This is a genomic window from Cobetia sp. Ld8 (genome assembly GCF_045066615.1).
Lineage (GTDB): Bacteria > Pseudomonadota > Gammaproteobacteria > Pseudomonadales > Halomonadaceae > Cobetia > Cobetia amphilecti.
The window spans coordinates 99,419-124,933 of record NZ_JBISHF010000008.1; the positions used below are offsets into that span (position 1 = coordinate 99,419).

A 25,515-nucleotide genomic window follows, 5' to 3' on the forward strand; every position below is an offset into this window, starting at 1 on the left:
TCAGGCGATGAAGGCCTGCCACAACCACACGCCGGTCAGCGCCAGCCCGATCACTCCCAGCGGGCGCGAGTAGCGCTGCCAGAGCGCCAGCGCCTGATCCTCGACCAGTGCCACCAGGGCTGCCAGCCCGAAATAGCGCACCCCGCGCCCGATCAGCGCCGCCAGCAGGAACAACGCGACCGGATAGCCGCTGGCACCGGCGACCAGCATGGCGCTCTGGAAGGGAATCGGCACGATGCCGATCAGCATGATGGCAAGGAAGCCCTGCTCGCTGAAGCGCTGCTGGAAGGATTCGAAGGCCAGCTGCCCGCCGAAGAAGCCGATCAACCCATCGCCCCATGTCGCCAGCGCGTAGGCTCCCAGATAGAAGCCCAGCAACGCCGCGGTCAGGTTGCCGGCGAGTGCCACCGTGGCCACGCGCCAGCGGCGCTCGGGGTGGCGCAGCATCCACGGGATCAGAACGACCTCGATGGGAATCGGGATCAGCAGGGTTTCCAGCATCGAGGCGATGAACAGCCACAGCATGGCGTGGCGGGAGTGGTTGAGGCGGTCAAGCCAATCACTCGCGGAAGAGAGTTTCCACATGAAGGCAGCACGTTGTCCTGGGCGATGAGCTGCCCACTTTGCCTTGAGTCCGCCCCGCTTGCCAGCCTGCTTGTCCGCCAGCGCGCACGCCTGAGCCAGAACCCTGACGCGCTACTCGAAGCCTTCCAGCCGCATGGCCGAGCGCACCAGCCGCTCGTCCTCCGCCTCCAGCTCGCGCAGGTTGTCGCGAATGCTGTGCAGGTGCTCCAGCGCCGCCTTCTCCGCCGCCTCCGGCTGCTGGTCCATCACCGCACGGTAGATGGCCGTGTGCTGGGCATTGATCTGGCCGCGGGGAATCGGGCGATGGTAGAGATTGCGCAGCGAGGCGAATACCGAGCTGAGCAGCAGGTCATTGATGCCCTTGAGCGTATGCACCAGCACCGGATTGTGGGACGCCTCACAGATGGCGTGGTGGAAGGCGTGGTCGTGACGCGCCAGCTGCTGGGCATCCGGCAGCGCCTCATCGCCCGGCGCTGAGGACTCAAAGTCAGGCGGATACTCGCGCACGCAGGCCGCCATCGCCTCGTAATGACGCCGGATCAGCACTCTATCCGCCGGCGTGCCGCGCTGGGCAGCCAGTCGCGCCGACTGCCCTTCCAGCAGCGCCCGTACTTCCAGCAGGTCATACAGGGTGCGCGGCTGATCTCGAAACAGGTGCATCAGCGGGCTGATATCGCCGCTCGGCAACAGCGCCGCGACGCTCGAGCCCTTGCCGTGGCGCGTCTCGATGATGCCCTTGCCACGCAACAGCCTGAGCCCTTCACGCAGCGAGGCCCGCGAGATGCCTAGCCGCTCACATAGCCGGCGCTCCGAGGGGATCATCTGCCCGGGCTTGAGCACGCCGTCCAGAATCAATTGCTCCAGGCGTGCCGCCGCCTGATCCGCGGCGCGGGGGTCAGCTCCTGACTCGGCGATGGTTCGCAGCATCCTGCCCCTCCCCTTTTGCTCGACCTTTGTGTGCTCGCCTTGATCAACCCGCTCGTGGCACTTGATCGACCCGTTGGCGGCGCGTCATTGACTCACTGCCGGCGCCTGGCGCTTCCCGACTGGTCAGACCTGTCGATCAGCGGGCGCAAAGCCACCTGATGGCAGCGGGTGTGAGGCCAGTAAAGCGTGGTTTTCCTTGCACAAACACTAGACGAATGTCTGGTCAGACCACTGATGTGAAGCATGGACAAGGCCGGGGAGGCAGGCCAGATTGTGTGCAGATCAGGTGCGGCGGAATCGACAGGCGACTCGCTCGAACCCCGCACCAGCCGACAGTAACGACAGACAGACAGCACCAGCAGACAGCAACGACAGACAGCAGCCGCGCAGACCCCAACCTCCCGGGAGGCAGTGCATGAATATCCTCTATGACCCGACGCTGGATGGACCGCTGGCCCAGCACGACAAGGGCCAGGTGCTGGCGCATCTCACCACCCTGCTGCCGGACCTGACGCTGCTGCACCGCAAGGAGGACCTGCATCCCTTCGAATGTGATGGACTGTCCGCCTATCGCGTCATGCCGATGCTGGTCGCCCTGCCGGAGCGGGTCGAGCAGGTCGCCGCCCTGCTGCGTGAATGTCTTGCGCTGGGCGTGCCGGTGGTGACACGTGGCGCCGGCACCGGGCTGTCCGGCGGTGCCTTGCCGCTGGCGCAAGGCGTGCTGCTGGTGATGTCGCGCATGGCACGGATTCTCGAGATCGACCCTGACGCCCGCACCGCGCGCCTGCAGCCCGGGGTGCGCAATCTCGCCATTTCCGAGGCCGCCGCGCCCTTCGGGCTCTACTACGCACCAGACCCCTCCTCGCAGATCGCCTGCTCCATCGGCGGCAACGTGGCCGAGAATGCCGGTGGCGTGCACTGCCTCAAGTACGGCCTCACCGTGCACAACCTGCTCAAGCTCGAGATGCTGACCATCGAAGGCGAGGCGATGACGATCGGCGCCGACAGCCTCGACTCGCCCGGCCTGGACATGCTGGCGCTGATGACCGGCTCCGAAGGCATGCTGGGGGTGGTCACGGAAGTCACGGTGCGTCTGCTGCCCAGGCCCGAGACCGCCAAGGTACTGATGGCGAGCTTCGCCGATATCGACAAGGCCGGCCGCGCGGTGGGCGACATCATCGCCTGCGGCATCATCCCCGGCGGGCTCGAGATGATGGACAACCTGGCGATCCGCGCCGCCGAGGACTTCATCCACGCGGGCTACCCGGTCGAGGCCGCCGCCATTCTGCTCTGCGAGCTGGACGGCGCCGAGGCCGATGTCATCGATGACTGCGCGCGAGTCCGTGAGGTGCTGGAGCGCGCCGGCGCCACCGAGATCCGCCAGGCACAGGATGAGGCCGAACGCGCGCGCTTCTGGGCCGGACGCAAGAATGCCTTCCCCGCCGTGGGTCGCATGTCGCCCGACTACTACTGCATGGATGGCACCATTCCGCGCCGTGAGCTGCCCGCCGTGCTGAACGGCATCGCGGAGCTCTCGCGCCAATCGGGGCTCGCGGTGGCCAATGTCTTCCATGCCGGTGACGGCAACATGCACCCGCTGATCCTGTTCGATGCCAATCAGCCCGGCGAGCTGGAACTGGCCGAGGAGGTCGGCGGCAAGATTCTCGAACTGTGCGTGGCCGCCGGCGGCAGCATCACCGGCGAACATGGCGTGGGCCGCGAGAAGATCAATCAGATGTGCGCCCAGTTCAACCACGAGGAGATCAGCGTCTTCCATGCCGTGAAGGCCGCCTTCGACCCCGCTGGGCTGCTCAACCCCGGCAAGAACATCCCGACGCTGGCGCGCTGCGCCGAATTCGGTGCCATGCACGTGCATGACAACCAGTTGCCGCATCCCGATCTGCCGCGTTTCTAGACAGCCGCCGCGTGGCTGGACGGTTTCTCTGTCATGGACAGCTCTCAAATCCGCTGCCGCCTGACCTTTCGCTGCCTGACGTTCGCCACTTCATCGCCACTTCATCGCCAATTCATCGCCACTTTAGTAGAGACATGCCATGCCAGAGCCAGATGATTCGCTCCAGGATCAGGTGCCAAGCCATGCCGAGTGCGCTACGCCTGCCGCCAGCCAGCCCCCGCAGCAGCACGATGCCAGCGAGACACTCCGTGAACAGGTCCGCGCCGCCCATGAGGCGAGACGCCCGCTGCGCATCGCCGGCAGTGGCAGCAAGGCCTTCCTCGGCCGCGAAGTGGCCGCCGAGGAAGTGCTCGACATGCGCGCGCATCATGGCATTACCCACTACGACCCCGTGGAGCTGATGGTCTCGGTGCGCGCCGGCACCTCGCTGGCGACGCTTGAGGCCGTACTCGCCGAGCAAGGTCAGCACCTGAGTTGCGAGCCGCCCCACTTCGGCCCCGCGGCGACCGTCGGCGGCACGCTCGCCTCGGGACTCAGCGGCCCACGCCGCCCCTGGAGCGGCAGCCTGCGCGACCTGGTGCTGGGCACGCGCATCATCAGCGCCGACGGCAAGGCGCTGCGTTTCGGCGGGGAAGTGATGAAGAACGTGGCGGGCTACGACCTGTCGCGCCTGATGTGCGGCGCCCAGGGCACGTTGGGCGTGATCAGTGAAGTCTCGCTCAAGGTGATGCCGCGCCCGGTGGCAAGCGAATCGCTGTGTCTGGAGCTCAGCCTCGCCGAGGCGCTGACTCGCCTGAATGCCTGGGGCCGCACGCCGCTGCCGATCACGGCGACCAGCTGGCATGACGGCCGCCTCACCCTGCGCCTGGAAGGGGGCGAGCGTTCGGTCCAGGCCGGTTGCGAGCAGCTGGGCGGCGAGGCCCTGACGACGGATCAGGCGACGGCGCACTGGACTGAGCTGCGTGAGCACCGCCTGCCCTTCTTCAGCGCGCGCGGACCGCATCAGGCGCTGTGGCGACTGTCGCTGCCGTTGGCGCTGGATCACCTCGAGTGGCAAGCCGCCGTCAGCGAACTGCTGGGCCCTCTGGATGACGCCGACCTGCTGTGTGACTGGGCGGGTGCTCAGCGCTGGCTCGCAAGCGATGCCCCGGCCCAGCGCATCCGCTCGCTGGCCAGTCGGCTGGGCGGCCACGCCATCTGCTATACCCCGGGCACCGTCGCCGCCGAGGACAGCCCGCTGATGCCGCTGGCCGCCCCCAATGACCGCTATCACCTTCAGCTCAAGCAGCAGCTGGACCCCCACGGCATCCTCAATCCCGGTCGCCTGTATGCCGAGATGTGACTCACGCCACGACAGGAGACGCACCTGAATGCAGACCCACTTCAGTGACGCCGCGCTTGCCAGGCCGCATATCCAGCGGGCCGACAAGGTCCTGCGCAGCTGCGTGCATTGCGGCTTCTGCAATGCCACCTGCCCCACCTATCAGCTGCTGGGCGATGAGCGCGACGGACCACGCGGGCGCATCTATCTGATCAAGCAGCTGCTGGAGAGCGACCCCGAGAGCCAGGACGCCAGCACCCGCCAGCAGGCCAGCGAGATCACCCGCGAGACCCAGCGGCATCTGGACCGCTGCCTGAGCTGTCGCAGCTGCGAGACCACCTGCCCGTCGGGCGTGCAGTATCACACCCTGCTCGATATCGGGCGCCAGGAACTGGAGCGCCGCGTCGGCCGCCCGTGGCGAGAGCGCCTGCTGCGCAGCGGCCTGCGCCATGCGCTGGTCGAACCCGCGCGCTTCAAGGCCCTGCTGGCACTTGGCGTGCGCTTTCGTCCCCTCGCGCCTGGCGCGCTGGCTGACAAGATCCCGCTGGCCCGCGAGCGCGACCATCAAGCCGAGCACCCGACCGCCCCCGTCGCCGCGACGTCTTCTGATCAGGCGCTTTCTCGCCAAGGGCATTCTCAGCAAGGGCTGTCGCGCCAGGTGCTGATGCTGGAAGGCTGCGTACAACCGGGCCTGGCGCCCAATATCAATGCCGCCACCGCCCGCGTGCTGGCGCGCTTCGCCATCGGCGTCACGCCCATTCAGGAGGCCGGCTGCTGCGGTGCCATCGACTATCACCTCAACGCCCAGCAGGCCGGTCGCGCGCGCATGCGTGCCAACATCGATGCCTGGTGGCCGGCCATCGAGGCCGGTGCGGAAGCGATCGTGCAGACCGCCAGTGGCTGCGGGGCCTTCGTCAAGGAATATGGCGAGATGCTGGTCGATGACCCGGACTATGCTGAGCGCGCCGCACGCGTAAGCGCCCTGGCCCGCGATATCGTCGAGGTGCTCGGCGAGGAGATCGCCCGCGATGATCGAAAGAGTCTCGCGGCCGCGCCCGACCAACAGCCGCTGGCCTTCCATTGCCCCTGCACCCTGCAACATGCCCAGGGACTGGGCGGCGAGGTGGAGAAGATCCTGTCGCAACTGGGCTTTACACTGGCGCCTGTCATGGAGGGCCATCTGTGCTGCGGTTCCGCCGGCACCTACTCGATCACGCAGCCGGAGTTGTCACGCCAGCTGCGAGACCGCAAGCTTGAGGCGCTGGGGGCCAACGGGCCTGCGCGCATCGCCACCGCCAACATCGGCTGTCAGACGCATCTCTCGAGCGCCGGACGCACGCCGGTGAGTCACTGGATCGAACTGGTGGATGATGCCCTGCCCGAGACGCTCCCGCAGGAATGAAGCGTCGCTATCTGTTTCACTATCTGTTTCACCATCTCTTTCACTGTCCCTTTCCCTCACCACTGCCAAGGAAGCCCGATGATCACTCGCCACGTACTGACCCTAGCTGACGTCAATCAGATGCTGGACGCCGCCCAGAAGGAAGCCGAGGCCAATGGCTGGGCCGTCTCCATCGCCGTTGCCGACGATGGCGGCCATCCGCTGGGCCTGCGTCGCCTCGACGATACCCCGGCGATGACCGGCTACTTCGCCCAGGAGAAGGCCAAGAGCGCCGCCCTGGGTCGCCGCGAGACCCAGCTGTTCGAGGACTCCATCAACGGCGGACGCACCGCCTTCCTGTCAGCGCCTCAGCTTGAAGGCATGCTGGGCGGCGGCGTGCCGGTGATGGTCGAAGGCCAGATCGCCGGCAGCATCGGCGTGTCCGGCGTCAAGCCGGAGCAGGATGCCCAGATCGCCAAGGCCGGGGTCGCCGCGCTGGGCCTCTGAGGCGCCGCCAGCCTGGATAAAGAGGCCTCACCGGCTTGGATAAAAAGCCCTCGCCAGCCTGGATAAAAGAGGCGAATGAAAAGACCGCCGCGCCCATCAGGGCACGGCGGTCTTTTTGCACACGCCACTCTTGCGTCTGTGCCTTTCCGTCACTCACCGCGAGGCGGCATGGCGGCTTCCACCGCCGCCATGAAGGCACGCAGCTTGCCCGACTGCGGCAGGCGCTGGGGATAGAGCATGTAGATGCTGTTGGGCTCGCCCTCCTCGTGCGCCAGCAGACGCACCAGACGGCCCTCGGCCAGCTCACGGTCGACCAGATAATGGGCGACCCGGATGATGCCGGCATGACCCAGCGCCTGCTGCTTGAGCAGGCGGTGATCATTGATGGCCAATCCCCCCGCGAGACTGACTTCACCACTGGCCAGCGGCCAGCCGGACTGCCCCGACCAGACGTGGCAGCGATGATCACCAAGTGCCGCGGCCGTGTGCGGCGTGCCATGCGCGGCAAGGTACTCGGGCGACGCGCAGCAGCAGTGGACGTAATCGAGCAGGCGACGCGCGATCATGTTGTCCGGTGGCGTGCGCGTGGCGCGAAATGCCACATCAAATGGCTCGCGGGTCAGGTCATGACTCTCGTAACTGACGTCCAGACGCAGCTCGACCGCCGGATGGCGTGCCTGAAAGGCATTGCAGACCTCGACCAGATAGCGCTCGGCAAACAGTACCGGCGCCGTGATGCGCAACACCCCGCTGTAGCCCTGGCGCTCCGACTCGCTCGTCTGCTCCAGGTCGTGTTCAAGCTCGCGCTCCAAGGCCAGCAACTCGCCATGTACCGACTGCATGCGCTGGCGAATGCGCTCGCCCTCCTCGGTAAGGCGAACCGCCCGCGTGGTGCGGATCAGCAAGGGCGCCCCGATGTCCTGCTCCAGCCGCCGCACCTGCTCGGAAAGATGAGCACGCGACACGCCCAGCGCCTTGGCCGCCCGGGTGAAGCTGAGGGTTTCCGCCACCTGAGCGAACAACATCAGTCGCTCCACCTGCTTGTGATGCCGCATCCTGCCTGCTCCTCATGCCAGCCATTCGGGATTTCAGCGATCGAGACTGCCACAGCATTGTACGTTATGACGAACAATCTATTCGTTCGCATGTGCTTATCAGACCTGCAGACGCGACCTAGACTGAAGGCGTCATTCGATGTCACCTCATCCCTGTGAGACATCGACGCCTCCACTCGCGAAAGGACTCCGCCATGCGCTATACCCCGGCTGAAGATCGCTACGAACGCATGCACTACCAGCGCTGCGGCAAGAGCGGCCTCAAACTGCCCCGCCTGTCACTGGGGCTCTGGCACAACTTCGGCAACAACGCCCACGAAGACAATGCGCGCGCCATCTGCCAGACCGCCTTCGATCTGGGCATCACCCACTTCGACCTGGCCAACAACTACGGGCCGCCGCCGGGCAGCGCCGAGGAAATGTTCGGTCGCATGCTCAAGCGCGACTTCGCCGGCTACCGCGATGAGATGGTGATCTCCACCAAGGCGGGCTATCACATGTGGCCTGGCCCCTACGGCGAATGGGGCAGCCGCAAGTACCTGCTCTCGAGCCTGGATCAGAGCCTCAAGCGCATGGACCTCGATTACGTCGACATCTTCTATTCGCACCGCTTCGATCCGGACACGCCGCTGGAAGAGACGATGGGGGCGCTGGACAGTGCCGTGCGCTCCGGCAAGGCGCTCTATGCGGGCATCTCCTCCTACAATGCCCAACGCACCCGCGAAGCCGCCGCCATCCTGCGCGAGCTGGGCACGCCGTGCGTCATCCATCAGCCCAGCTATTCGATGATCAATCGCTGGATCGAGGAAGACGGCCTGCTCGACACCCTCGATGACGAGGGCATCGGCTCCATCGTGTTCTCGCCGCTGGCCCAAGGCGTGCTGACCAACAAGTATCTGGGCGGCGTGCCACAGGATAGCCGTCTGGCACGCGGCGGAGCGATCAAGGAAGACCACCTCACCGAGGACAATCTGGAGCGGGTGCGCGCCCTCAACGCCATCGCCGAGCGCCGTGGCCAGTCGCTGGCCCAGATGGCCCTCGCCTGGGCGCTGCGTGGCAACCGCGTCACCACCGCACTGATCGGTGCCAGCCGTCCGGAGCAGGTCAGCGATTGCGTCAAGGCGCTGGATCACCTCGACTTCACCCAGGCCGAGCTCGACGAGATCGACCGCTACGCCATCGATGGCGGCGTCAATCTATGGGCGCGCTCGTCCAATGCCTGAGCTCGTGCCTGAGCCGCGACTGATGCAGTGAAGCGCATGAAACACATCGCCCCCGCCGAGTGAGACTCGACGGGGGCGATGTGTTTGGCGTGACATGCTGATGTATTGAGCTCTGACAACGTGCTCAGCCGCCGGCGGCAATGCTGTGCTCGCTGGCCAGCAGCGCGCGGTAATCGGCGTAGCCCTTGCGGTAGGCGGCCACTCCTTCGGCCTGGGGCTGGGCGAGTGTCGCATGATCCAGCGCGACCAGCCGCTCGCAGAGTTGCTCAAGCGTCTCGCTGTGGCGGCCCTTTCCTTCATCGCCTGACTGTCCCAGACACCAGCCCGCCTGAATCGCGGCGCCCAGGGCGGCGGCCTCGGTCACCTGCGGGCAGACCACCTCGAGGCCGAGAATGTCCGCCAGCATCTGACGCCACAGCGGACTTTTGGCGCCACCGCCCACCAGGCGGATCTGGCGCGCCTCACTGCCCAGCGGCCCCATGCACTCGAGTGCGTAGCGCAGGCCGTAACTTGCGCCTTCCATGGTCGCGCGGCACAGGTTGGCCGGGGTGGCATTGCGACTGTCCAGCCCATGGAAACTGGCCTGGGCACGCGGCAGCATCGGCACGCGCTCGCCATTGAAGAACGGCAGCACCTGCACGCCCTCGGCTCCGCGCGGGGCACTTGCCACCTGGGCGGAGAAGGTGGCGATGTCGAAGCCGAACATCTCACGTACCCGCGTGGTGGCCGAGGTCACATTCATGGTGCACACCAGCGGCAGCCAGCCACCATCGCTGGCGCTGAAACTGGCCACCTGAGGGTCGCAGCCGGCTGGATAGTCCGCCGACCACGCGCATACCGTGCCGGAGGTGCCCATGCTGAGCGTCACCCGTCCCGGCGCGATGTTGCCGGTACCGATGGCGCTCATCATGTTGTCACCGCCGCCGCTGGAGACGATGACGTCGTCACGCAGCCCGAAGCGCGCGGCGACCTCAGGGCGAATGCGCCCGGCCGGCTGATGGGATTCGATCAATCGGGGCAGCACGCGCCGGGCATCAAGCTCCGGGGCGATCTGCGCGAAGACATCCAGATGCCAGCAGCGCCGCCGGGTATCGAAATAGCCGGTGCCCGAGGCATCGCCGTATTCGGCGACACGCTCGCCGGTCAGCCAGAAGTTGAGATAGTCATGCGGCAGCAGGATGCTGGCGATGCGCTGGTAGCGCTCGGGATGCCGCTCACGCAGCCAGGCGAGCTTGGAGGCGGTGTAGCCGGTCTGCAGCACCAGGCCGAGCGTCTCCAGACAGCCCGCCTCTCCACCCAGCGCATCGATCAGCGCAGCATTGTGCTCGCTGGTCTCGGTGTCACACCACAGCTTGGCCGGATGGAGCGGCACACCGGCCGCATCCAGCACCACCATGCCATGCTGCTGACCGGACACCCCGATTGCCGTGATGCGCTGCGGGTCCAGCCGCGAGGCGGCCAGTGCATCAGCGAAGGCGCCCTCAAGCGCCGCCACCCAGTCCTGCGGATCCTGCTCGCGGCGTCCGTTGGCACCTTCCTGCAGCGCATGACTGCGCTGGCCCTGGGCCACGATGCTGCCGCAGGCCGGATCGACGATCACCACCTTGGTACTCTGAGTCCCACAATCAACACCTACCCACATGGGGCTCTCCCTGCCATCCGTCATTCAGCTGTCTTCCCCATCGGGGCCGATGGGGGCATTCGCGAGGCGCCAACGCCAGTCGGCGTTGAGCGAGTCCTGCTTGATCAGGTGCGCGTTGAGCATGTCCTTGTGATGGGTGCGCTCGTGGGCACCGCGGGCATCCTGGCCCATCTCGCGCCAGCGGTGCAGCAGGCGCGGCACCAGCACCTCATCCTCGATATCCAGAAAGATGCTGATGTCGAACAAGCCGAGCAGCGCGTCCCAGGGCGCGTGGCGCAGCAGCAGATAGTTGCCCTCGACCAGCACGATGCGATGGTGGGTCTCGACCACTCGGCCACCGGCACGTGCCAGGTCCAGCGGGCGATCGAAGACCGGCACGGCGACCGGGCCATCATCGGCGCGCACCCTGACGAGATCATGATAGAGCCCGCGCGCATCGAAGGTCTCCGGTGCGCCCTTGACGTAGAGCAGGCCCTGCGGCGCCAGCACGGCGTTGTCGTAGTGATAGCCATCCATCGGCACCACCACGGCGATGCCGGGTTCCAGCGCATTGAGGGTCTCGCATAGGGATTCCGACAACGTCGACTTGCCCGCCGCCGGCGGGCCGGCGAGGGCCACGATGGTACGTGTGCGCTGACTGGAGGCGTGTTCCGCCAGCACACGGCTGGCCATGTCGTCCAACGAGGGCGACATGTGGGCCAGGCGAGAATCGGGTAAAGATGTCACGTGACTACCTCATTCATGGATGCGCACCCTTGCAGCGGGACGGAAGGTGTCTCTCATCCTTAGCTCATCCAGTTGCCACCGTCGACATTGAGTGTCTGGGCGACGACGAAATCGCTGTCTTCACAGGCCAGAAATACCGCAGCGCCGGCGTGGTCATCCGGCAGCCCCATGCGTCCATAGGGTACCGCCTCACCGACCAGGCGCTTCTTCTCGCCCAGCGGGCGCTGTTCATGATGGGCGAACAGCGCATCGACCTGATCCCACATCGGCGTGTCGACCACGCCCGGCGCGATGCCATTGACATTGATGCCATGGCGGATGAGATCAAGCCCGCAGGACTGGGTCAGGCTGATCACGGCGGCCTTGGAGGCACAATAGGCGCTGACCAGCGCCTCGCCGCGTCGTCCGGCCTGCGAGGCCATGTTGATGATCTTGCCGCCCTGCCCGCGCTCGACCATCGTTCTGGCCACCGCCTGCAGAGTGAAGAACAGGCCCTCGACATTGACCGCCAGCTGGTGGCGCAGCATGCCCTCGCTGACCTCCAGCACCGGCGCCATGGCGAAGACGGCGGCATTGTTGACCAGGATATCGATCGGCCCCAATTGTGCCTGCACGCATTCCAGCATGCTCTGACGTGAGACGCTCGACGTCACGTCCAGCGTCACCGCCAGGACGCGCGCCTGCGGCCCGGCCTGCTCGCGCAGCTGCTGGGCGGCGCGCTCCGCCGCCTCGCCATTGATGTCCGCCAGCGCCACATAGGCGCCTTCGGCGACATAGCGGGTGGCGATGGCCAGGCCGATACCGCCCGCAGCGCCGGTGACCACCGCCACCTTGCCGGCGAGCCGGGCGCTGCGCGGCGAGGTCAGCGGCTCACTATTATTGGCCGACTCGGATAGCGTCTGCATGTTGTCACCCCCTAACGGTGCTCATGTGGCGCTCAGGTCGCTGGCCTGACCGATACGCAGCTGACTGATCAGACCACTGACCTCCTCCATGCTTGCACGGCTCTGCCAGGCACCCGCCTCCAGCTGACGCTGGGCGTGGCCCGGCGGAATATGCCCAGCGCCGGTGAAGCCGATCACGCGCAGACCGGCCGCGACCGCCGCGCTGACGCCGGCGAGGCTATCCTCGATCACCACGCACTCCAGGGCATCACGTCCCAGCTGACGCAGTGCCAGCTGATAGACGTCCGGCGCGGGCTTGGGGCGCGCGACCTGCTCGGCCGTGAAGAGCGGCACCGAGCCCAGCCAGCGATCCAGACCGGTAGCGGCCAGCGAGGCGCGCACTCGCCGCTCGGCACTGTTGGAGACGATCGCCACGGCCACGCCATTCGCCAACAGCCCGCCAAGCAGTTCCGCCATGCCGCTGATGGGCGCAAGTTCCTTCGCCAGACGTGACTCGATGGCGTGGTCGATGCGCTCCATCGCCTGCGGCGGCAGGGTGTGAGCGCTCATGGCCTCCAGATGGCCCAGGATGGCCTCAGTGGTCATGCCCAGCGCCGCGCGCAGCTCGGCCTCGGTGTCGAGATCCGGCAGCCACTCACCCAGCTGACGCGACAGCTCCTCCTCGGCCAGCACTTCGCTGTCCACCAGCACGCCATCACAATCGAAGATCACCTGCTGCAAGGGTGTACTCATCTCGTCCTCCTCTCTGGCCTCAAGACCCCCGGCTTCCCGATTCGCGGCTGCGCGGTTCATGCGCGGGCTTCCTGTGCGGCGCTGGCACTGGACAGGGAATTGTCCTGACGCGTCAGGCTGGTCAGCGGGTGACGGTTGAGATTCTGCAGCGCCAGCCCTTCACGGGTGAAGAGGTGCGCCCGCTCGGTATCGAAGCCGTAGCGGATGCTGTCACCCACGCGGCTGTTGACGTCGCCATCCGCCATCAGGATCCAGCCGCTGTCGGACTGCTCGTCGGACTTGAGGCCGCCGATCGGCGTGTCGCCGGAACCATCCGGAGTCGCCAGGTACAGGGAGGTCACCCCGCCCAGACGCTCGATGACCTGAACCTGGCCGCTGAACGGGCCTTGCGCGTCGAGCATCAGATGCTCGGGGCGCACGCCCAGCGTCAGGCTGTCGCCGACGATGACCGAGGCGCCATCTTCGGTCTGGCTCACCACCGGAATCAGGCGCTCGCTGCCGTCGGGCAGGCGCACCGTGACACCCTCGCCGGCCACGCCAGTGACGGTGATGTCGAGGAAATTCATCTTCGGCGAGCCGATGAAGCCGGCCACGAAACGGTTGCGCGGGTGATGGTAGAGCTCCATCGGCGAGCCGACCTGCTCAACCACGCCGCCCTGCAGCACGACGATCTTGTCGGCCATGGTCATGGCTTCGACCTGGTCGTGGGTCACATAGATCATGGTCGCCTTGAGCTCGGCATGCAGGCGCGCCAGCTCGATGCGCATCTGCACCCGCAGCGCGGCGTCCAGGTTGGAGAGCGGCTCATCGAACAGGAAGATGCTCGGGTTGCGCACGATGGCGCGACCGATGGCAACACGCTGACGCTGACCACCGGAGAGAGCCTTGGGCTTGCGGTCCAGCAGCGGCCCGAGCTGCAGCACCTCGGCGGCGGCGTTGACCTTCTCGGCGCGCTCTTCCTTGGAGACGCCGGCGAGCTTGAGGCTGAAGCCCATGTTCTCGCCCACCGTCATGTGCGGATAGAGCGCGTAGCTCTGGAACACCATCGCCAGGCCGCGCTCGGCCGGGCCGATATCGTTCATGCGCTTGCCATCGATCAGGATGTCACCGGAGGTCGCGTTCTCGAGACCGGCGATCATGCGCATCAGCGTGGACTTGCCGCAACCGGACGGGCCGACGAAGACCACGAATTCCTGGTCCTTCACTTCCAGATCGACTCCCTTGATGACCTGGGTGGTGGAGGCGCTGGCGCCGCTGCCGGAGGTGAATTCCTTGACGATGTTCTTGAGCGTGAGTGTGGACATGGGAAGTTTCCTTATCCGCACCTGCCCGAGGGCAGGTGATGGCAAATTTGGGTGGCATGGCAAGGGTGCAACATGCGTGTGGCTCTCGGCCGCCTGCGCTGATCCGCTAACAGTTAATGTTCATCAGGCAATGTTCATCAGCCAATGTGACGCAGGCGGCGTACCTCTCTGTGGCTTTTGCGTCTTGCGTGTGCGTCTTGCGTGTCTCTGACTGGCGCGGGTTACTTGACGGCGCCGAAGGTCAGGCCGCGTACCATCTGCTTCTGGGTCATCCAGCCGAAGATCAGGATCGGCGCGATGGCGAGCGTGGAAGCCGCGGACAGCTTGGCCCAGAACAGTCCTTCAGGACTGGAGAAGGACGCGATGTAGGCGGTCAGCGGTGCGGCGTTGGAGGTGGTCAGGTTCAGGCTCCAGAACGCCTCGTTCCAGCTCAGGATCATGCACAGCAGACCGGTGGAGGCGATGCCCGGCAGGGTCAGCGGCAGCAGCAGGTGGAAGATCTCCTGCAGGGTGCTGGCGCCATCCATGCGCCCGGCTTCGAGGATGTCCTTGGGAATGTCCTTGAAGAAGGTGTAGAGCATCCAGACCACGATCGGCAGGTTCATCAGCATGTAGATGATGATCAGACCGGTACGGCTATCCAGCAGGCCCAGATCGCGGAAGATCAGGTAGACCGGCAGCAGCACACCCACGGACGGCAGCATCTTGGTCGACAGCATCCACAGCAGTGTCCCCTGGGTGCGCTTGGTGGGCAGGAAGGCCATCGAGTAGGCGGACGGAATCGCGATCAGCAGCGCCAGCAGCGTTGCCCCGAGCGAGATCACCACACTGTTGAGGGCGTACTTGAAGTAGTCCGCACGTGCCTGGATCTCGATATAGCCCTCGACGCTGGGCGTGAAGAACAGGCTGGGCGGCGTGGCGATCGCCTCGGCCTCGGTCTTGAAGCTGGTGAGGATCATCCAGAAGATCGGGAAGAACATCACCAGCGCGATGGTCCAGGCCACCAGGGTCAGGACAAGCTTCTTGTTGATCACGCTGCGGCGCGCGCGACTGGCGCTGACGGCAGCGCTGGCGGCGGCCACGGAATTGGAAGTTGAAGTCGACATCATTGAGTCTCCCTGTGCTGAGCGCTTGTCATCAGTTCTCGAGATTCTTGGCGACGGTACGCACCAGGAAGAAGGCCACGATATTGGCCAGGATGATGGCGATCACGCCACCGGCGGAGGCACCACCCACATCGAAGTCCAGCAGGGCGCGGATATAGATCAGGTACGCCAGGTTGGTCGAGGCAAGCCCCGGACCACCGGAGGTGGTGACGAAGATCTCGGCGAAGATGGTCAGCAGGAAGATCATCTCGATCATCACCACCACGCTGATGGCACGCTTGAGGTGCGGCAGGGTGATGTAGAAGAAGATCGCCACCGGCCCTGCCCCGTCCATGCGCGCCGCCTCGACCTGGTCGTCATCAAGTGACTGAATGGCGGTCAGCAGGATCAACACCGCGAACGGCAGCCACTGCCATGTGACGATGATCACGATGGAGGTCAGCGGCAGGCTGGCGAACCAGTCGATGGCCGGCAGACCGAACAGCCCGGCGACCCAGGCCAGAATGCCGTTGACCGGGTGCATCATCATGTTCTTCCACACCAGGGCACTCACGGTGGGCATGATGAAGAACGGCGCGATCACGAACAGGCGCGCGACGCCGCGGCCGAAGAATTCCTGCTGCAGCAATACCGCCAGCAGCGTGCCGCCGACCACGGTGGCGACCAGCACCCAGCCCACCAGCAGCAAGGTGTTGCCCATGGCGGTCCACAGGGACGGGTCGGTCAGCAGGTAGTAATAGTTGTCGACGCCGGCGAAGCCGGACACCGACGGCATCATCAGGTTGTAACGCTGGAAGGAGAACCACAGGGTCATGACCAGTGGTACCAGCATCCACATCAACAACAGGCTTACGGCTGGGGCTTGCAACGACAGGGTTCGCAATCCCCCGACGGTGCGTCCGGATGCTCTCGTGCGCATGGTGAGTCCTTCGATACGGTGAGGAAGTCAGGCAATGCGGTGGGCTTCAGGCCGAGGCTCCCCGTGCCACGCCGCGAGGGCGTTGCAGGAGTCTCGAGAGGAAGGGGGTACCGCGGGTGCCGGACGGGGCTCCCGCCGTGCTTCGAGTCAATCTCTGTTGAGGCTCTAGGCAAGACGGGAGGCCGTTGCAACGTTCAGATCAGATCGGTTGGGATCAGACCGGTTGGATCAGATCAGTAGCCCGACTGGCGCATGGTGCGCTCGGTGGAACGCTGGGCGGAGGACAGTGCCTGCTCGACCGACATCTGGCCGGCCAGCGCCGCGGCGATCATCTGACCCACCTGGGTACCGATGGACTGGAATTCCGGGATGGTCACCATCTGCACGCCGACATAGGGCACCGGCTCCAGGGTCGGATCGGTCGGGTCGGCACTGGTGATGGCGTCCATCACGAAGCCGGCGAAGGGTGCGGCGTCCTTGTAGGACTGGTTCTCGTAGGTGGAGACACGGGTGCCCGGCGGGATGCTGGCCCAACCTTCACGCTCGCCGACCAGGTTCACGTATTCCTGGGAAGTGGCCCAGGTGATGAAGGTCTGGGCAGCATCCTTGGACTTGGAGGATTCCGGAATCGCCAGCGCCCAGGACCACAGCCAATGCGAGCCCTTCTCCGTCTTGGCGATCGGTGCCGGCGCGAAACCCAGCTTGTCGGCCACGGAAGATTCCTTCGGGTTGTAGAGCTTGCCGGCCGCCGAGGTAGCATCGACCCACATGCCGCACTTGCCGCTGGAGAACAGTGCCAGGTTCTCGTTGAAGCCGTTGGAAGTCGCGCCCGGCGGGCCGTACTTGCCCATCATGTCGACGTAGAAGTTGATGGCCTCGCTCCAGGCCGGGGAATCCAGCTGCGGCTCCCACTCCTCATTGAACCAGCGACCGCCGAAGCTGTTGACCATGGTGCCCAGCACCGCCATGTTCTCGCCCCAGCCCGGCTTGCCGCGCAGGCAGATGCCGTAGACGCCTTCATCCGCGGAGTTGAGCTTGGCGGCCCAGTCGTTGACCTGGCTCCAGGTCGGCTGCTCCGGCATCTCGATACCGGCCTGTTCGAAGAGGTCCTTGCGGTAGTAGAGCATGGAGCTTTCGCCATAGAACGGCAGCGCGTAGAGGCCCTTCTTCTCGCCTTCGGTCACGCTCAGACCATCACGCACCGGCTTGATCAGGTCATCGACCTGATAGTCCTCCGGCAGGTTGTCGAGCTTGGTCAGCCAGCCATGCTTGGCCCAGATGGGCACTTCATAGGTGCCGATGGTCATGACATCGAACTGGCCACCCTGGGTCGCCACATCGGTGGTCAGACGCTGACGCAGCACGTTCTCTTCCAGTACCACCCAGTCGAGGGTGATGTCCGGATGCGCCTTCTCGAATTCGCTGGTCAGGCTCTGCATGACCACCATGTCGGCGTTGTTGACGGTCGCGACGGTGATGGTCTCGGCGCTGACCTGGGCGCTGAGCGGCGCCAGGGCAGCGACACTTGCGAGCGAGAGCAGATGACGGCGGGACTTGGTGATGTGAGGTAGGCGCATGAGGGCACTCCATCGGGGCGTTATTGGCATTGTTCTTTTCGAGGGCAGCGGCGCCTTGGGCACCGAAACCTTCCCATCAACCGGCTTGGTGAACGGATGTCCTGGCGAGACATCGCGACGCAAACACGTTCGATCAAAACGTCATTCATTGAACAAATGATCGGATCAGACCTATGAAAAAGCAAACCCTGAAGCGCTATACCTTGGGCTATACAACCTTGGGATCTGATCCTTTGGGTGTAGACCACAAGGCGGCATGGCCACTGAGCTTGCGTGCAAATCAGCATAGACAGATATTAGCGTTAAACGAAACAACGCAGACCACGATTGCCGCCCCGATTCCTTATCATTGAGGCGAACAAACACATTCGATTGTCAGACAAGAGAAGTCAGTGTTCGCCCTAAAAGTCGTGCCTCCGACGCGAGGATGGGATAACGAAGAGAAAATAAAGAGAGGACAAATAGCGAACCAAGAGAGAGCAAAGAGAGAGCAAAGGGCAAGAAAAAACGCAGGTGTCGCGGGGGAATGGCGAAGGAATGGGGAAGGAATGGCGAAGGAGTGACGGAGAAATAGCAGAGCAATAGCGGCGGGAAGGTAACGGGAACGCCTGGGCATCGCGCGGGCAACGACAATCCTGAACACCGACAACGATAACGACACAAAGAACGACACCAGGAGCAAGGCATGGAGCCATGCGCCCCGCCCTGCTCCCGATGACTCGCTCAGCGCCTTGTGCGACGTGTATCTACGAGAGCCTGTCATCGGGAGCCGATCGTCAAGCGCAAGCCATCAGCAGAAAACTAATAGGCTGCAGACATCTCGGAGAAATCATACGAAGACGGCAGTTCTCTGCTCACTCCCTGAGGGCCGCGCAGACCCGCTGGGCGGCCACCTCGTCGATGATCAGCCCCTGCAGCCAACCACCGCGCAACGCACTCAGGATGGCCGGCACCTTGTCGTGCCCGCCCGCCAGCCCGATCAGCGGCTGCGCCTTGAGCGAGGTCAGCGGCACACTGGTAATGCGCTGCGCCAGCGGGCAATCGATCAGCCGGCCATGGGTGTCCAGCGGCCAGCCCATCAACTCGCCCACGGCACCGACTTCCATCAGCTCATCGCGCTCGGCGGCGCTGATGAACTGATCCTGGAACAGCGTCGCCTGGGCATCGAGGCGCCCGATGCCGATCATGCCCACATCGGCCTCACAGGCGACCTTGAACACCGCCTTGACCAGATTCTGCCCCTGCAGCGACTCCTTCTCCTCGATGCTGGCCGCCACCACGGGCGCGGGCAGCAGGAAGCGATCAGCGCCGATCTTGTCCGCCAGCAGCATCACGCCGTCATAGCGGTTGGAGGAGCCATCCAGCGCCACATTGCCGACCAGTGACACGATGCGATGCTGGGGGCGCTCGCTGCGACTCAGCGCTTCCACCGCCGCACGTACCGCACGCCCGGTGCTCAGCGAGATGGTCTGTGGCTGCTGGCGACCGAGATAGAACGCCAGGCGCTCGGCACCCGCCACCGCCAGATACTCCGCGATGCTCTCCGGTGACTGGGTGTCAGAGGGCACCACATCGCAGAAGCTCAGCCCGAAGTGCTCCACCAGCGTATCCGACAGCGCCATGCTGCTGGCCACGGGATGATCGATGGAGATCTTGACCAGCCGCTCCTGACGCGCCAACGACAGCAGGCGCTGCACGCCGGGGCGCGACACCCCCAGCTGAACCGCGATGTCGTCCTGGGTCCGTCCACCGACATATGACAACCATGCAGCCCGCGCAGCCTGCTCCAGTCGCTGTTCAAACTTGTCCATGCGCTTTCTTCCACACTGTCGATTGAGTCCAACACTTTCCACGCCGCCGCCACCGAGCACAAGTGCCACGCGCCAACCCGCGCGCAAAACGACAACGCCCCGCCGATGAAGGCGAGGCGTTGCAGAGACGCTTTTTCGCGCCGATGGCATCAGCAGACTGACGCCTACGTGCTGCGAAGGACTACATGAACCAGCGTGCGCCATACCCCCACAGCAGCACGGTGACCGCCAGCAGGCCCTCGAGAACCAGCACCCCGATCCCCAGTGTCGACCCGGTGACGAGGAAGCCTTCCTTGTTGGAGATGTCGAGCAGTGGCGGGATGCCCAGATACAGCAGGTATGCGCTGTAACACAGGCCAATGGTGCCCGCGAGGATACACACCCAGATGACGGGATAGAGCGCGACCAGCCCCGCGAGGAACATCGGCGTGGCGACATAGCCCGCGAAGATGATGCAACGCCGGCGGCTGGGGTGCCCCGAGAAACGCTGCGAGAGCATGTGAATGACAGTGCCCATGAAGCCGATCGCTGTCAATATGGCGATATAGAACGCGATACCGGCGAAGAAGGCATCCAGTGGCTCCAGAAGAATGGCGTGGCCTTCCGTCAGGCTCCAACCGAACTGCGTGGTCCCGATATAGGCACAGATGACAGGCACCAGCGCCATGAGCAGCACATGATGTGCGTAGAGGTGGGTGATGGATTCGTGTTCCTTGCGGATGGTCTGCCATTCCCGTTGCGGATGCGCCATCAAGCCCCATACGTGGGTCAGCATGTGGTCTACCTCCCGTTGACAGTCGTCGACAATCCGGCCATGCGGTCCCGGCGCAGAGTTCGTGTCAGGGCAGTTGCACAGCCATGTTCTGAGCGTAGACCACATTGCGCCAACTGGCAGTTCAACGCCCGTTGCCCCTGCCGAATCGTGCCGGTGCAGGCGTGAAACAGGCCAACCGGGGAAGCGTTGATCGAGACAGCGACAGCACGCCCTGCACTTTTGAGGGATACTTGATTTACCCCCTATGGATGGATGACGACGAATGCCAATCGGACAGCGTAGCGGCATGAAGGCAGTGCTTGTCATGCAGGGAGTGCACGACATGAAGAGAATGTTCGGTATCAAGAGAGCGCTCGGCGTGAGCCTGGTACTGAGCCTTGCCACCCTGGGCGCGCCCGCCCAGGCGGAGCCTGTCGAGCTGACCATGAGCCGCGAATACGGCCCCCAGACCATGATGGGCCAGCGCGCCCAGCAGTTCGTCGATCAGGTGGCATCGCTCAGCGAGGGCGAGCTCGCGATCACCTTCGGAGAAGGCCCGCTGAGTCGGCTGCGCTCGGTGAATCACCTCGAGGCCATCAATGCCGACATCATCCAGCTGGCCGACTCCCACAGCGGCGCGCTGGCCGCCGATATGCCGCTGTTCGGCCTCAGCTCGCTGCCGACCCTGGTCGATGACCCGCATCAGGCGCGCGAACTCTACCGCCTGGCGCGCCCCAGCTATGAAGCGCTGCTGGAAGAGCATGACCAGATTCTGCTCTACGCCCTGCCCTGGCCGCCCAGCGGGCTGTGGTCGCGCAAGCCGATCACCACACGCGATGACCTTCGGGGCGTGCCCGTGCGGGCCTACGACCGCAATACCCAGCGCGTACTGCTAAACCTTGGCGCCATCGCCACCGTGCTGGGCTGGGAGCCGATGCAGCAGCAGCTGGCCGAAGGCCGTATCGAGGCGGTGATGACCTCGGCCCTGGGCGGCCTGACGGCGGAGCTAAACCGCACACTGGATCACTACACCGCGCTGCAATACGCCATGCCGCTCAATATCGTTCACATGAGCCGGTCACGCTTCGAAGCGCTCGACGACACCCAGCGCGAGGCCCTTCTCAGCGCCGCGACCGAGATCGAAGACACCAGCTGGAACGCTATCGCCAGCGTCCTGGAGCAGACCCATGCCCAGCTGGAAGAGGCCGGCGTGACGGTCAGCAATCCGCTCTCGCCCGAACTCAAGCGCTCACTGGCACGCGCCAGTGTCAGCGTGATCGAGAGCTGGCGCAGCAAGGTTGACCTTGAGGAAAGCGAACTGCTGGATCGCTATCTCGCACAACGCGATGCCCTCTGAGTCAGGCGCGCGCCCACGCCACCGACCTTGGCCATGACGGCCACCCCACGCGGCAACCTCTCCCGACAGCGCAGGGAAAATGCGCGACGTCACCCTGCAGCTGAGCATAAACGCAGGCATGCACTACCCTAGCGGGCAAAGGTCAAAGACAAAAAGAAAGGATTCCCCATGACGCCTTCTTCACGTATCTCCACCCTGTTGTCCGCTGGCCTGGCAGCGGCAGGCCTGATCGGCGCACTCAGCGCGCACGCTCAGACGACCCTCAGCATGAGCAGCGATTACGAGCCCGACACGATGATGGGCCAACGCGCTGCCGAATTCAGCCAGCAGGTCGCCAGCCAGTCCGAAGGTGACCTGACGCTGGCGCTGCGCTCGGACATTCGCTCCGCCAGTCACCTGCAGGCCACCGCCGGCGGTGTCATCGACATCGCCGCGACACTCAGTGGCGCGCTCGCCGAGGAAGCCCCCTTCTTCGGCATCTCCTCGCTGCCGGCGATCGCCTACGACCTCGATGAAGCTCACCGCCTGTACGTGGTCGCGAAGCCGCGCTACGAGGAACTGCTCGCCGAATACAATCAGATCCTGCTGTATGCCCTGCCGTGGACGCCCAGCGGCCTGTGGTCGAAAGCGCCCATCGCTGACGGTGATGACCTGAAGGACATGCCGATCCGCACCTACGACCGCAACACGCAGCGGGTGCTGCTCAATCTGGGCGCGGCGCCTCAGGTGATGAGCTGGGGAGAGCTCAAACCCCTGCTGCCCAGTGGCAGCATCCACGGCGCGCTGACCTCCGCGATGGGCGGTGTCAGTGCAGAGCTCTACCGCTACATGCCCCACTTCACCACGCTCAACTACGCGATGCCGCTCAATATCATCCACATGAATCGCGATAGCTTCGACGACCTGACAGAGGCGCAGCAGCAAGCGTTGATCGATGCCGCGCATGCCGCCGAGTCTGCCGGCTGGACGGCCACCCACAGCGTGCTGGACGAGGCCTACACCATCCTGCAGAAGAACGGCGCGAAGCTGATCACCCCGGCCCCGCCTGAGTTGCAGGATGCCCTCGAGGAAGCCAGCCAGCATGTGGTGGAAAGCTGGAAGCAGAAGGTCACCAGTGAAGATCGCGAACTGCTGACCCAATATCTCGAATCACGTCCTGAGCGCTGAGCCCGAAAGCACTGATGATCGTCAGGCTCCAGACACGACAACGGCACCCTCGGGTGCCGTTGTCGTTTTCATGGGCTTCACGTCTTGTGCAATAGAGCGGGGCTCGGCTCAACGATGCGACGCCGCCAGCCCCGCGCCGGCCACGACGAACAGACTGCCCGTGGTGCGATTGAACAGCCGCACGCGCCGGTGGCTATCAAACCAGCGGCTGATGCTGGAACCCGCATGGGCGTAGGTGCTCATCGTCAGCAGGTCCACCACCAGCCAGGTCAGCGCCAGTATCACGAACTGGGGCAGCTGCGGCTGGGCCATGTCGATGAAATTGGGAAACAGCGCGCCGAAGAACAGCAGGTCCTTCGGGTTGCTGATCCCGATACCGAAGCCCTTGCGATATAGCTGCCAACGCGTGGCTCGGGCGCGCATCTGCCCGTCTTCCCCCACGGCATCGAACACCACCGGCTGGGATGGCGCCCGCCAGGCCTGAATGCCCAGATAGATGAGATAGAGCGCCCCGACGATCTTCAGCACCAGAAACCCCGTCTCCGACGCCGCCAATGCCGCGCCGAGGCCCAGCGACGACAAGGCCATCAACACCAGTGACGCCGCCGCCCCGCCCGCCACCGTCGCGAACGAGCGGCGTCGGCCGTGGCGCAGGCCATGATCCATGCACAGCAACGCAAACGGTCCGGGAAAGGTGATCAAGGCGGTGATGACGCTGACATATGCCAGCCAGACGGTGAGTTCCACTGGGGTTCCTTGTCGTTCAACGAGTGACGAACTGCTGAAAGGTGACCTGCCAATATCGCGGCTCTCCGCCACGTCAGCAACACTTTTCGCTCCGATCGGCTCGGCAAGACAGCCGCTCCCCTCTTTGAGCATGTTGTTGCTGCCGATAACCATTTCTGCGGGGGCTGCCAGGCATTGACAACCAGACTCCATCACACTTCACTCATACAAGGAGGCTGCCAAGTTCTCTTTACAAGGGCGCTATTCACAAGGGCCCTGCTTACAAAAGCTCTGATCACAGAACTCTGCCCCAGATTCAGGACGAATCTGGCGACACTTAACTACCAGGGAAGAACCATGAGTGACTGCGTGTTTTGTCAGATCGTTGCAGGCCACAGTCAAAGCCAAGTCGTGGCCGAAGATGAGCACTTCCTGGCCTTTCTCTCCATCTTCCCCTCTACTCCGGGCAACACGGTCGTCATCCCCAAACGCCACCTTGGCAGCTGCGTGTATGAACAAGACGATGAGGTGATTCTCGGCCTGATGCGCTTCACGCGCGGCGTGGCGCGCAAGCTCGACGCCTACTTCGGGATAGCACGCACCGCCATCATCTTCGAGGGCTACGGCGTCAACCACCTGCACGCCAAACTCATCCCGCTACATGGCACCCAGCCAGGCGAATGGCAGGCCAGAAACTCCAAGATGAAGTACTACATGACCGAATACGATGGCTACGTCGTCAGCGCCGACGGCCCTCGCGGGGACGATGTGCAGCTCGCTGAACTGGCGGAGGAGATAGTTCGCAATTGATAAAATCTCTAGATTTTAATTTAAATCATAGAAACCATAACTTCCATCCGCGATACTTAATAGCGGAAAAACATTACCCCCTCTGATGGAGTACATACATTGAATAGTATTAGCACATCAAGAATCGTTTTGATGTTAGGAGGAGCATCATTATTTATCACCCCAGCAATTTATGTTGTTTGCTTTGGCACAAACTTATCTGATCAACAAACTACTTGGGCACATTTTGGAACCTTTTTTGGAGGAATCTTAAACCCAATTATAGCATTTTTAGCAATCCTTATGCTATACCAAACATTAAACACTCAAATAAAAGAATTTAAATCTTCTGTAGAGCATCTTTCTGCAGCTTCAGATACAGCAGCTAAAAACTTAGAGCTAGCTCAAGAACAAAGATTAGATAATGAAACCTTTACAGTGCTTTCCAATGGAGAAAAGCAATTAACAGATTTGCTTTTTCGGGTAGTATCACCAGAAGGCTCCCTGAATAAACTACAGATATTCCATATGTGTATGGAAGCACAAAGAACCAATGGACCTTTAGAGGCAAGTGATAGTTATATCAAGTTTATAGAAGTTGCCCAGAGTGAAGGGTCTTTTGTTTGGTCCTATGTATACTCACTAAATGAAATAGTTAACAACATGTTTGACATACTCAAAGAACATAAAGCAAAACATCCTGACAAAAATTCTCCAACAATAGCCTATTACAACAATCGACTTATAACTATAGCGCCTTTACTTAGGGATTCTGGCTACATATCGGAATCGAGATATATTGAAATAAAAAGCCTTACAAGCCAGCATGAAAAAAATTAAAAAACATACAACCTGTCTATCTATAGTATTTTTAAACATACAAAAAAGCCTCCCATTCGGGAGGCTTTTTTGAAGAATCTGGAGCGGGTGAAGGGAATCGAACCCTCGTCTTAAGCTTGGGAAGCTTCTGCTCTACCATTGAGCTACACCCGCAGGGCGGTGCATTGCGCACGCCAGAACTGCATTGTACTCAACGACTTAGCGCGGTCAAGCAACATCTGATGGAGCGGTTGCCGCAGGCGGCGT

At 63.5% G+C, this 25,515-nt stretch carries 24 protein-coding genes and 1 tRNA gene; 10 read left to right on the forward strand and 15 right to left on the reverse strand.

What is annotated here, in order from left to right; translation table 11 throughout:
- The gene (locus ACJJV2_RS11360) at positions 1 to 585 is read right to left on the reverse strand and encodes a YqaA family protein (RefSeq protein WP_405280915.1); all 585 of its coding nucleotides are present in this window, start codon (positions 583 to 585) and stop codon (positions 1 to 3) included.
- Positions 586 to 696: 111 nt separating this feature from the next.
- A complete protein-coding gene (gene glcC, locus ACJJV2_RS11365) occupies positions 697 to 1,512 on the reverse strand; it encodes a transcriptional regulator GlcC (RefSeq protein ID WP_043334527.1) in 816 nt (271 codons plus the stop codon).
- Between the two features lie 415 nt (positions 1,513 to 1,927).
- Between glcC and glcD the strand changes: the two genes are divergently transcribed.
- The 4 genes from glcD (at position 1,928) to ACJJV2_RS11385 (ending at position 6,636) form a co-directional block, all read left to right on the forward strand.
- A complete protein-coding gene (gene glcD / locus ACJJV2_RS11370; RefSeq protein ID WP_405280922.1) occupies positions 1,928 to 3,427 on the forward strand; it encodes a glycolate oxidase subunit GlcD in 1,500 nt (499 codons plus the stop codon).
- Between the two features lie 139 nt (positions 3,428 to 3,566).
- Positions 3,567 to 4,769, forward strand: coding sequence for a glycolate oxidase subunit GlcE (gene glcE, locus ACJJV2_RS11375; protein ID WP_405280925.1), 1,203 nt, complete (start codon positions 3,567 to 3,569; stop codon positions 4,767 to 4,769).
- Positions 4,770 to 4,797: 28 nt separating this feature from the next.
- Complete coding sequence (gene glcF, locus ACJJV2_RS11380; protein WP_405280928.1) at positions 4,798 to 6,150, forward strand: glycolate oxidase subunit GlcF; 1,353 nt, start codon at positions 4,798 to 4,800, stop codon at positions 6,148 to 6,150.
- Positions 6,151 to 6,228: 78 nt separating this feature from the next.
- Positions 6,229 to 6,636 (forward strand): heme-binding protein, encoded by a 408-nt coding sequence (locus ACJJV2_RS11385; RefSeq protein WP_043334532.1) that lies wholly within the window; start codon positions 6,229 to 6,231, stop codon positions 6,634 to 6,636.
- Between the two features lie 149 nt (positions 6,637 to 6,785).
- Here ACJJV2_RS11385 and ACJJV2_RS11390 read toward each other — a convergent pair whose 3' ends face one another.
- Positions 6,786 to 7,691: a LysR family transcriptional regulator gene (locus ACJJV2_RS11390; protein ID WP_405280931.1), complete on the reverse strand. Its 906-nt coding sequence runs from the start codon at positions 7,689 to 7,691 to the stop codon at positions 6,786 to 6,788.
- Positions 7,692 to 7,885: 194 nt separating this feature from the next.
- On the opposite strand from ACJJV2_RS11390, the gene mgrA reads away from it, so the two are divergent.
- Positions 7,886 to 8,914: an L-glyceraldehyde 3-phosphate reductase gene (mgrA, locus tag ACJJV2_RS11395; RefSeq protein ID WP_405280933.1), complete on the forward strand. Its 1,029-nt coding sequence runs from the start codon at positions 7,886 to 7,888 to the stop codon at positions 8,912 to 8,914.
- Positions 8,915 to 9,038: 124 nt separating this feature from the next.
- On the opposite strand, the gene xylB is transcribed toward mgrA, so the two are convergent.
- From xylB to ACJJV2_RS11435, 8 genes are all read right to left on the reverse strand, one after another.
- A complete protein-coding gene (gene xylB / locus ACJJV2_RS11400) occupies positions 9,039 to 10,556 on the reverse strand; it encodes a xylulokinase (protein WP_405280936.1) in 1,518 nt (505 codons plus the stop codon).
- 24 nt (positions 10,557 to 10,580) lie between these two features.
- Complete coding sequence (locus ACJJV2_RS11405) at positions 10,581 to 11,282, reverse strand: nucleoside/nucleotide kinase family protein (protein ID WP_324692034.1); 702 nt, start codon at positions 11,280 to 11,282, stop codon at positions 10,581 to 10,583.
- A 59-nt stretch (positions 11,283 to 11,341) separates the two neighbouring features.
- Positions 11,342 to 12,187, reverse strand: coding sequence for an L-iditol 2-dehydrogenase (locus tag ACJJV2_RS11410; RefSeq protein ID WP_153635406.1), 846 nt, complete (start codon positions 12,185 to 12,187; stop codon positions 11,342 to 11,344).
- Positions 12,188 to 12,208: 21 nt separating this feature from the next.
- Positions 12,209 to 12,919: an HAD family phosphatase gene (locus ACJJV2_RS11415; RefSeq protein WP_249330508.1), complete on the reverse strand. Its 711-nt coding sequence runs from the start codon at positions 12,917 to 12,919 to the stop codon at positions 12,209 to 12,211.
- A 56-nt stretch (positions 12,920 to 12,975) separates the two neighbouring features.
- Entirely contained in the window at positions 12,976 to 14,223 is a 1,248-nt protein-coding gene (locus tag ACJJV2_RS11420) for an ABC transporter ATP-binding protein (RefSeq protein WP_054556774.1), read from the reverse strand.
- Positions 14,224 to 14,444: 221 nt separating this feature from the next.
- Positions 14,445 to 15,329 carry a carbohydrate ABC transporter permease gene (locus ACJJV2_RS11425; protein WP_405280942.1) on the reverse strand — a complete coding sequence of 295 codons (885 nt, stop codon included), beginning with the start codon at positions 15,327 to 15,329 and terminating at the stop codon, positions 14,445 to 14,447.
- Between the two features lie 31 nt (positions 15,330 to 15,360).
- On the reverse strand, positions 15,361 to 16,248 hold the full coding sequence (locus tag ACJJV2_RS11430; protein ID WP_043334545.1) for a carbohydrate ABC transporter permease: 888 nt from the start codon (positions 16,246 to 16,248) through the stop codon (positions 15,361 to 15,363).
- Between the two features lie 233 nt (positions 16,249 to 16,481).
- Positions 16,482 to 17,825, reverse strand: a complete 1,344-nt coding sequence (locus ACJJV2_RS11435; RefSeq protein ID WP_107335189.1) for a sugar ABC transporter substrate-binding protein — start codon at positions 17,823 to 17,825, stop codon at positions 16,482 to 16,484.
- Positions 17,826 to 17,998: 173 nt separating this feature from the next.
- On the opposite strand from ACJJV2_RS11435, the gene ACJJV2_RS11440 reads away from it, so the two are divergent.
- Positions 17,999 to 18,178, forward strand: coding sequence for a hypothetical protein (locus tag ACJJV2_RS11440; protein ID WP_405280947.1), 180 nt, complete (start codon positions 17,999 to 18,001; stop codon positions 18,176 to 18,178).
- Positions 18,179 to 18,679: 501 nt separating this feature from the next.
- Here ACJJV2_RS11440 and ACJJV2_RS11445 read toward each other — a convergent pair.
- Both ACJJV2_RS11445 and ACJJV2_RS11450 read right to left on the reverse strand, forming a co-directional pair.
- Complete coding sequence (locus ACJJV2_RS11445) at positions 18,680 to 19,636, reverse strand: sugar-binding transcriptional regulator (RefSeq protein WP_192837907.1); 957 nt, start codon at positions 19,634 to 19,636, stop codon at positions 18,680 to 18,682.
- 181 nt (positions 19,637 to 19,817) lie between these two features.
- Entirely contained in the window at positions 19,818 to 20,411 is a 594-nt protein-coding gene (locus tag ACJJV2_RS11450; protein ID WP_082388794.1) for a Yip1 family protein, read from the reverse strand.
- Between the two features lie 322 nt (positions 20,412 to 20,733).
- Between ACJJV2_RS11450 and dctP the strand changes: the two genes are divergently transcribed.
- Entirely contained in the window at positions 20,734 to 21,747 is a 1,014-nt protein-coding gene (gene dctP / locus ACJJV2_RS11455) for a TRAP transporter substrate-binding protein DctP (protein ID WP_405280951.1), read from the forward strand.
- 168 nt (positions 21,748 to 21,915) lie between these two features.
- Positions 21,916 to 22,914 carry a TRAP transporter substrate-binding protein gene (locus ACJJV2_RS11460; RefSeq protein WP_405280954.1) on the forward strand — a complete coding sequence of 333 codons (999 nt, stop codon included), beginning with the start codon at positions 21,916 to 21,918 and terminating at the stop codon, positions 22,912 to 22,914.
- A 108-nt stretch (positions 22,915 to 23,022) separates the two neighbouring features.
- On the opposite strand, the gene ACJJV2_RS11465 is transcribed toward ACJJV2_RS11460, so the two are convergent.
- Entirely contained in the window at positions 23,023 to 23,661 is a 639-nt protein-coding gene (locus tag ACJJV2_RS11465) for a LysE family translocator (protein WP_405280957.1), read from the reverse strand.
- A 336-nt stretch (positions 23,662 to 23,997) separates the two neighbouring features.
- On the opposite strand from ACJJV2_RS11465, the gene ACJJV2_RS11470 reads away from it, so the two are divergent.
- Together ACJJV2_RS11470 and ACJJV2_RS11475 are read left to right on the forward strand one after the other, a co-directional pair.
- Entirely contained in the window at positions 23,998 to 24,450 is a 453-nt protein-coding gene (locus tag ACJJV2_RS11470) for an HIT family protein (RefSeq protein WP_405280960.1), read from the forward strand.
- Between the two features lie 99 nt (positions 24,451 to 24,549).
- On the forward strand, positions 24,550 to 25,269 hold the full coding sequence (locus tag ACJJV2_RS11475) for a hypothetical protein (protein WP_405280963.1): 720 nt from the start codon (positions 24,550 to 24,552) through the stop codon (positions 25,267 to 25,269).
- Between the two features lie 79 nt (positions 25,270 to 25,348).
- Here the strand turns inward: ACJJV2_RS11475 and ACJJV2_RS11480 are convergent.
- A tRNA-Gly gene (locus ACJJV2_RS11480) sits at positions 25,349 to 25,422 on the reverse strand.
- Positions 25,423 to 25,515: the final 93 nt, after the last annotated feature.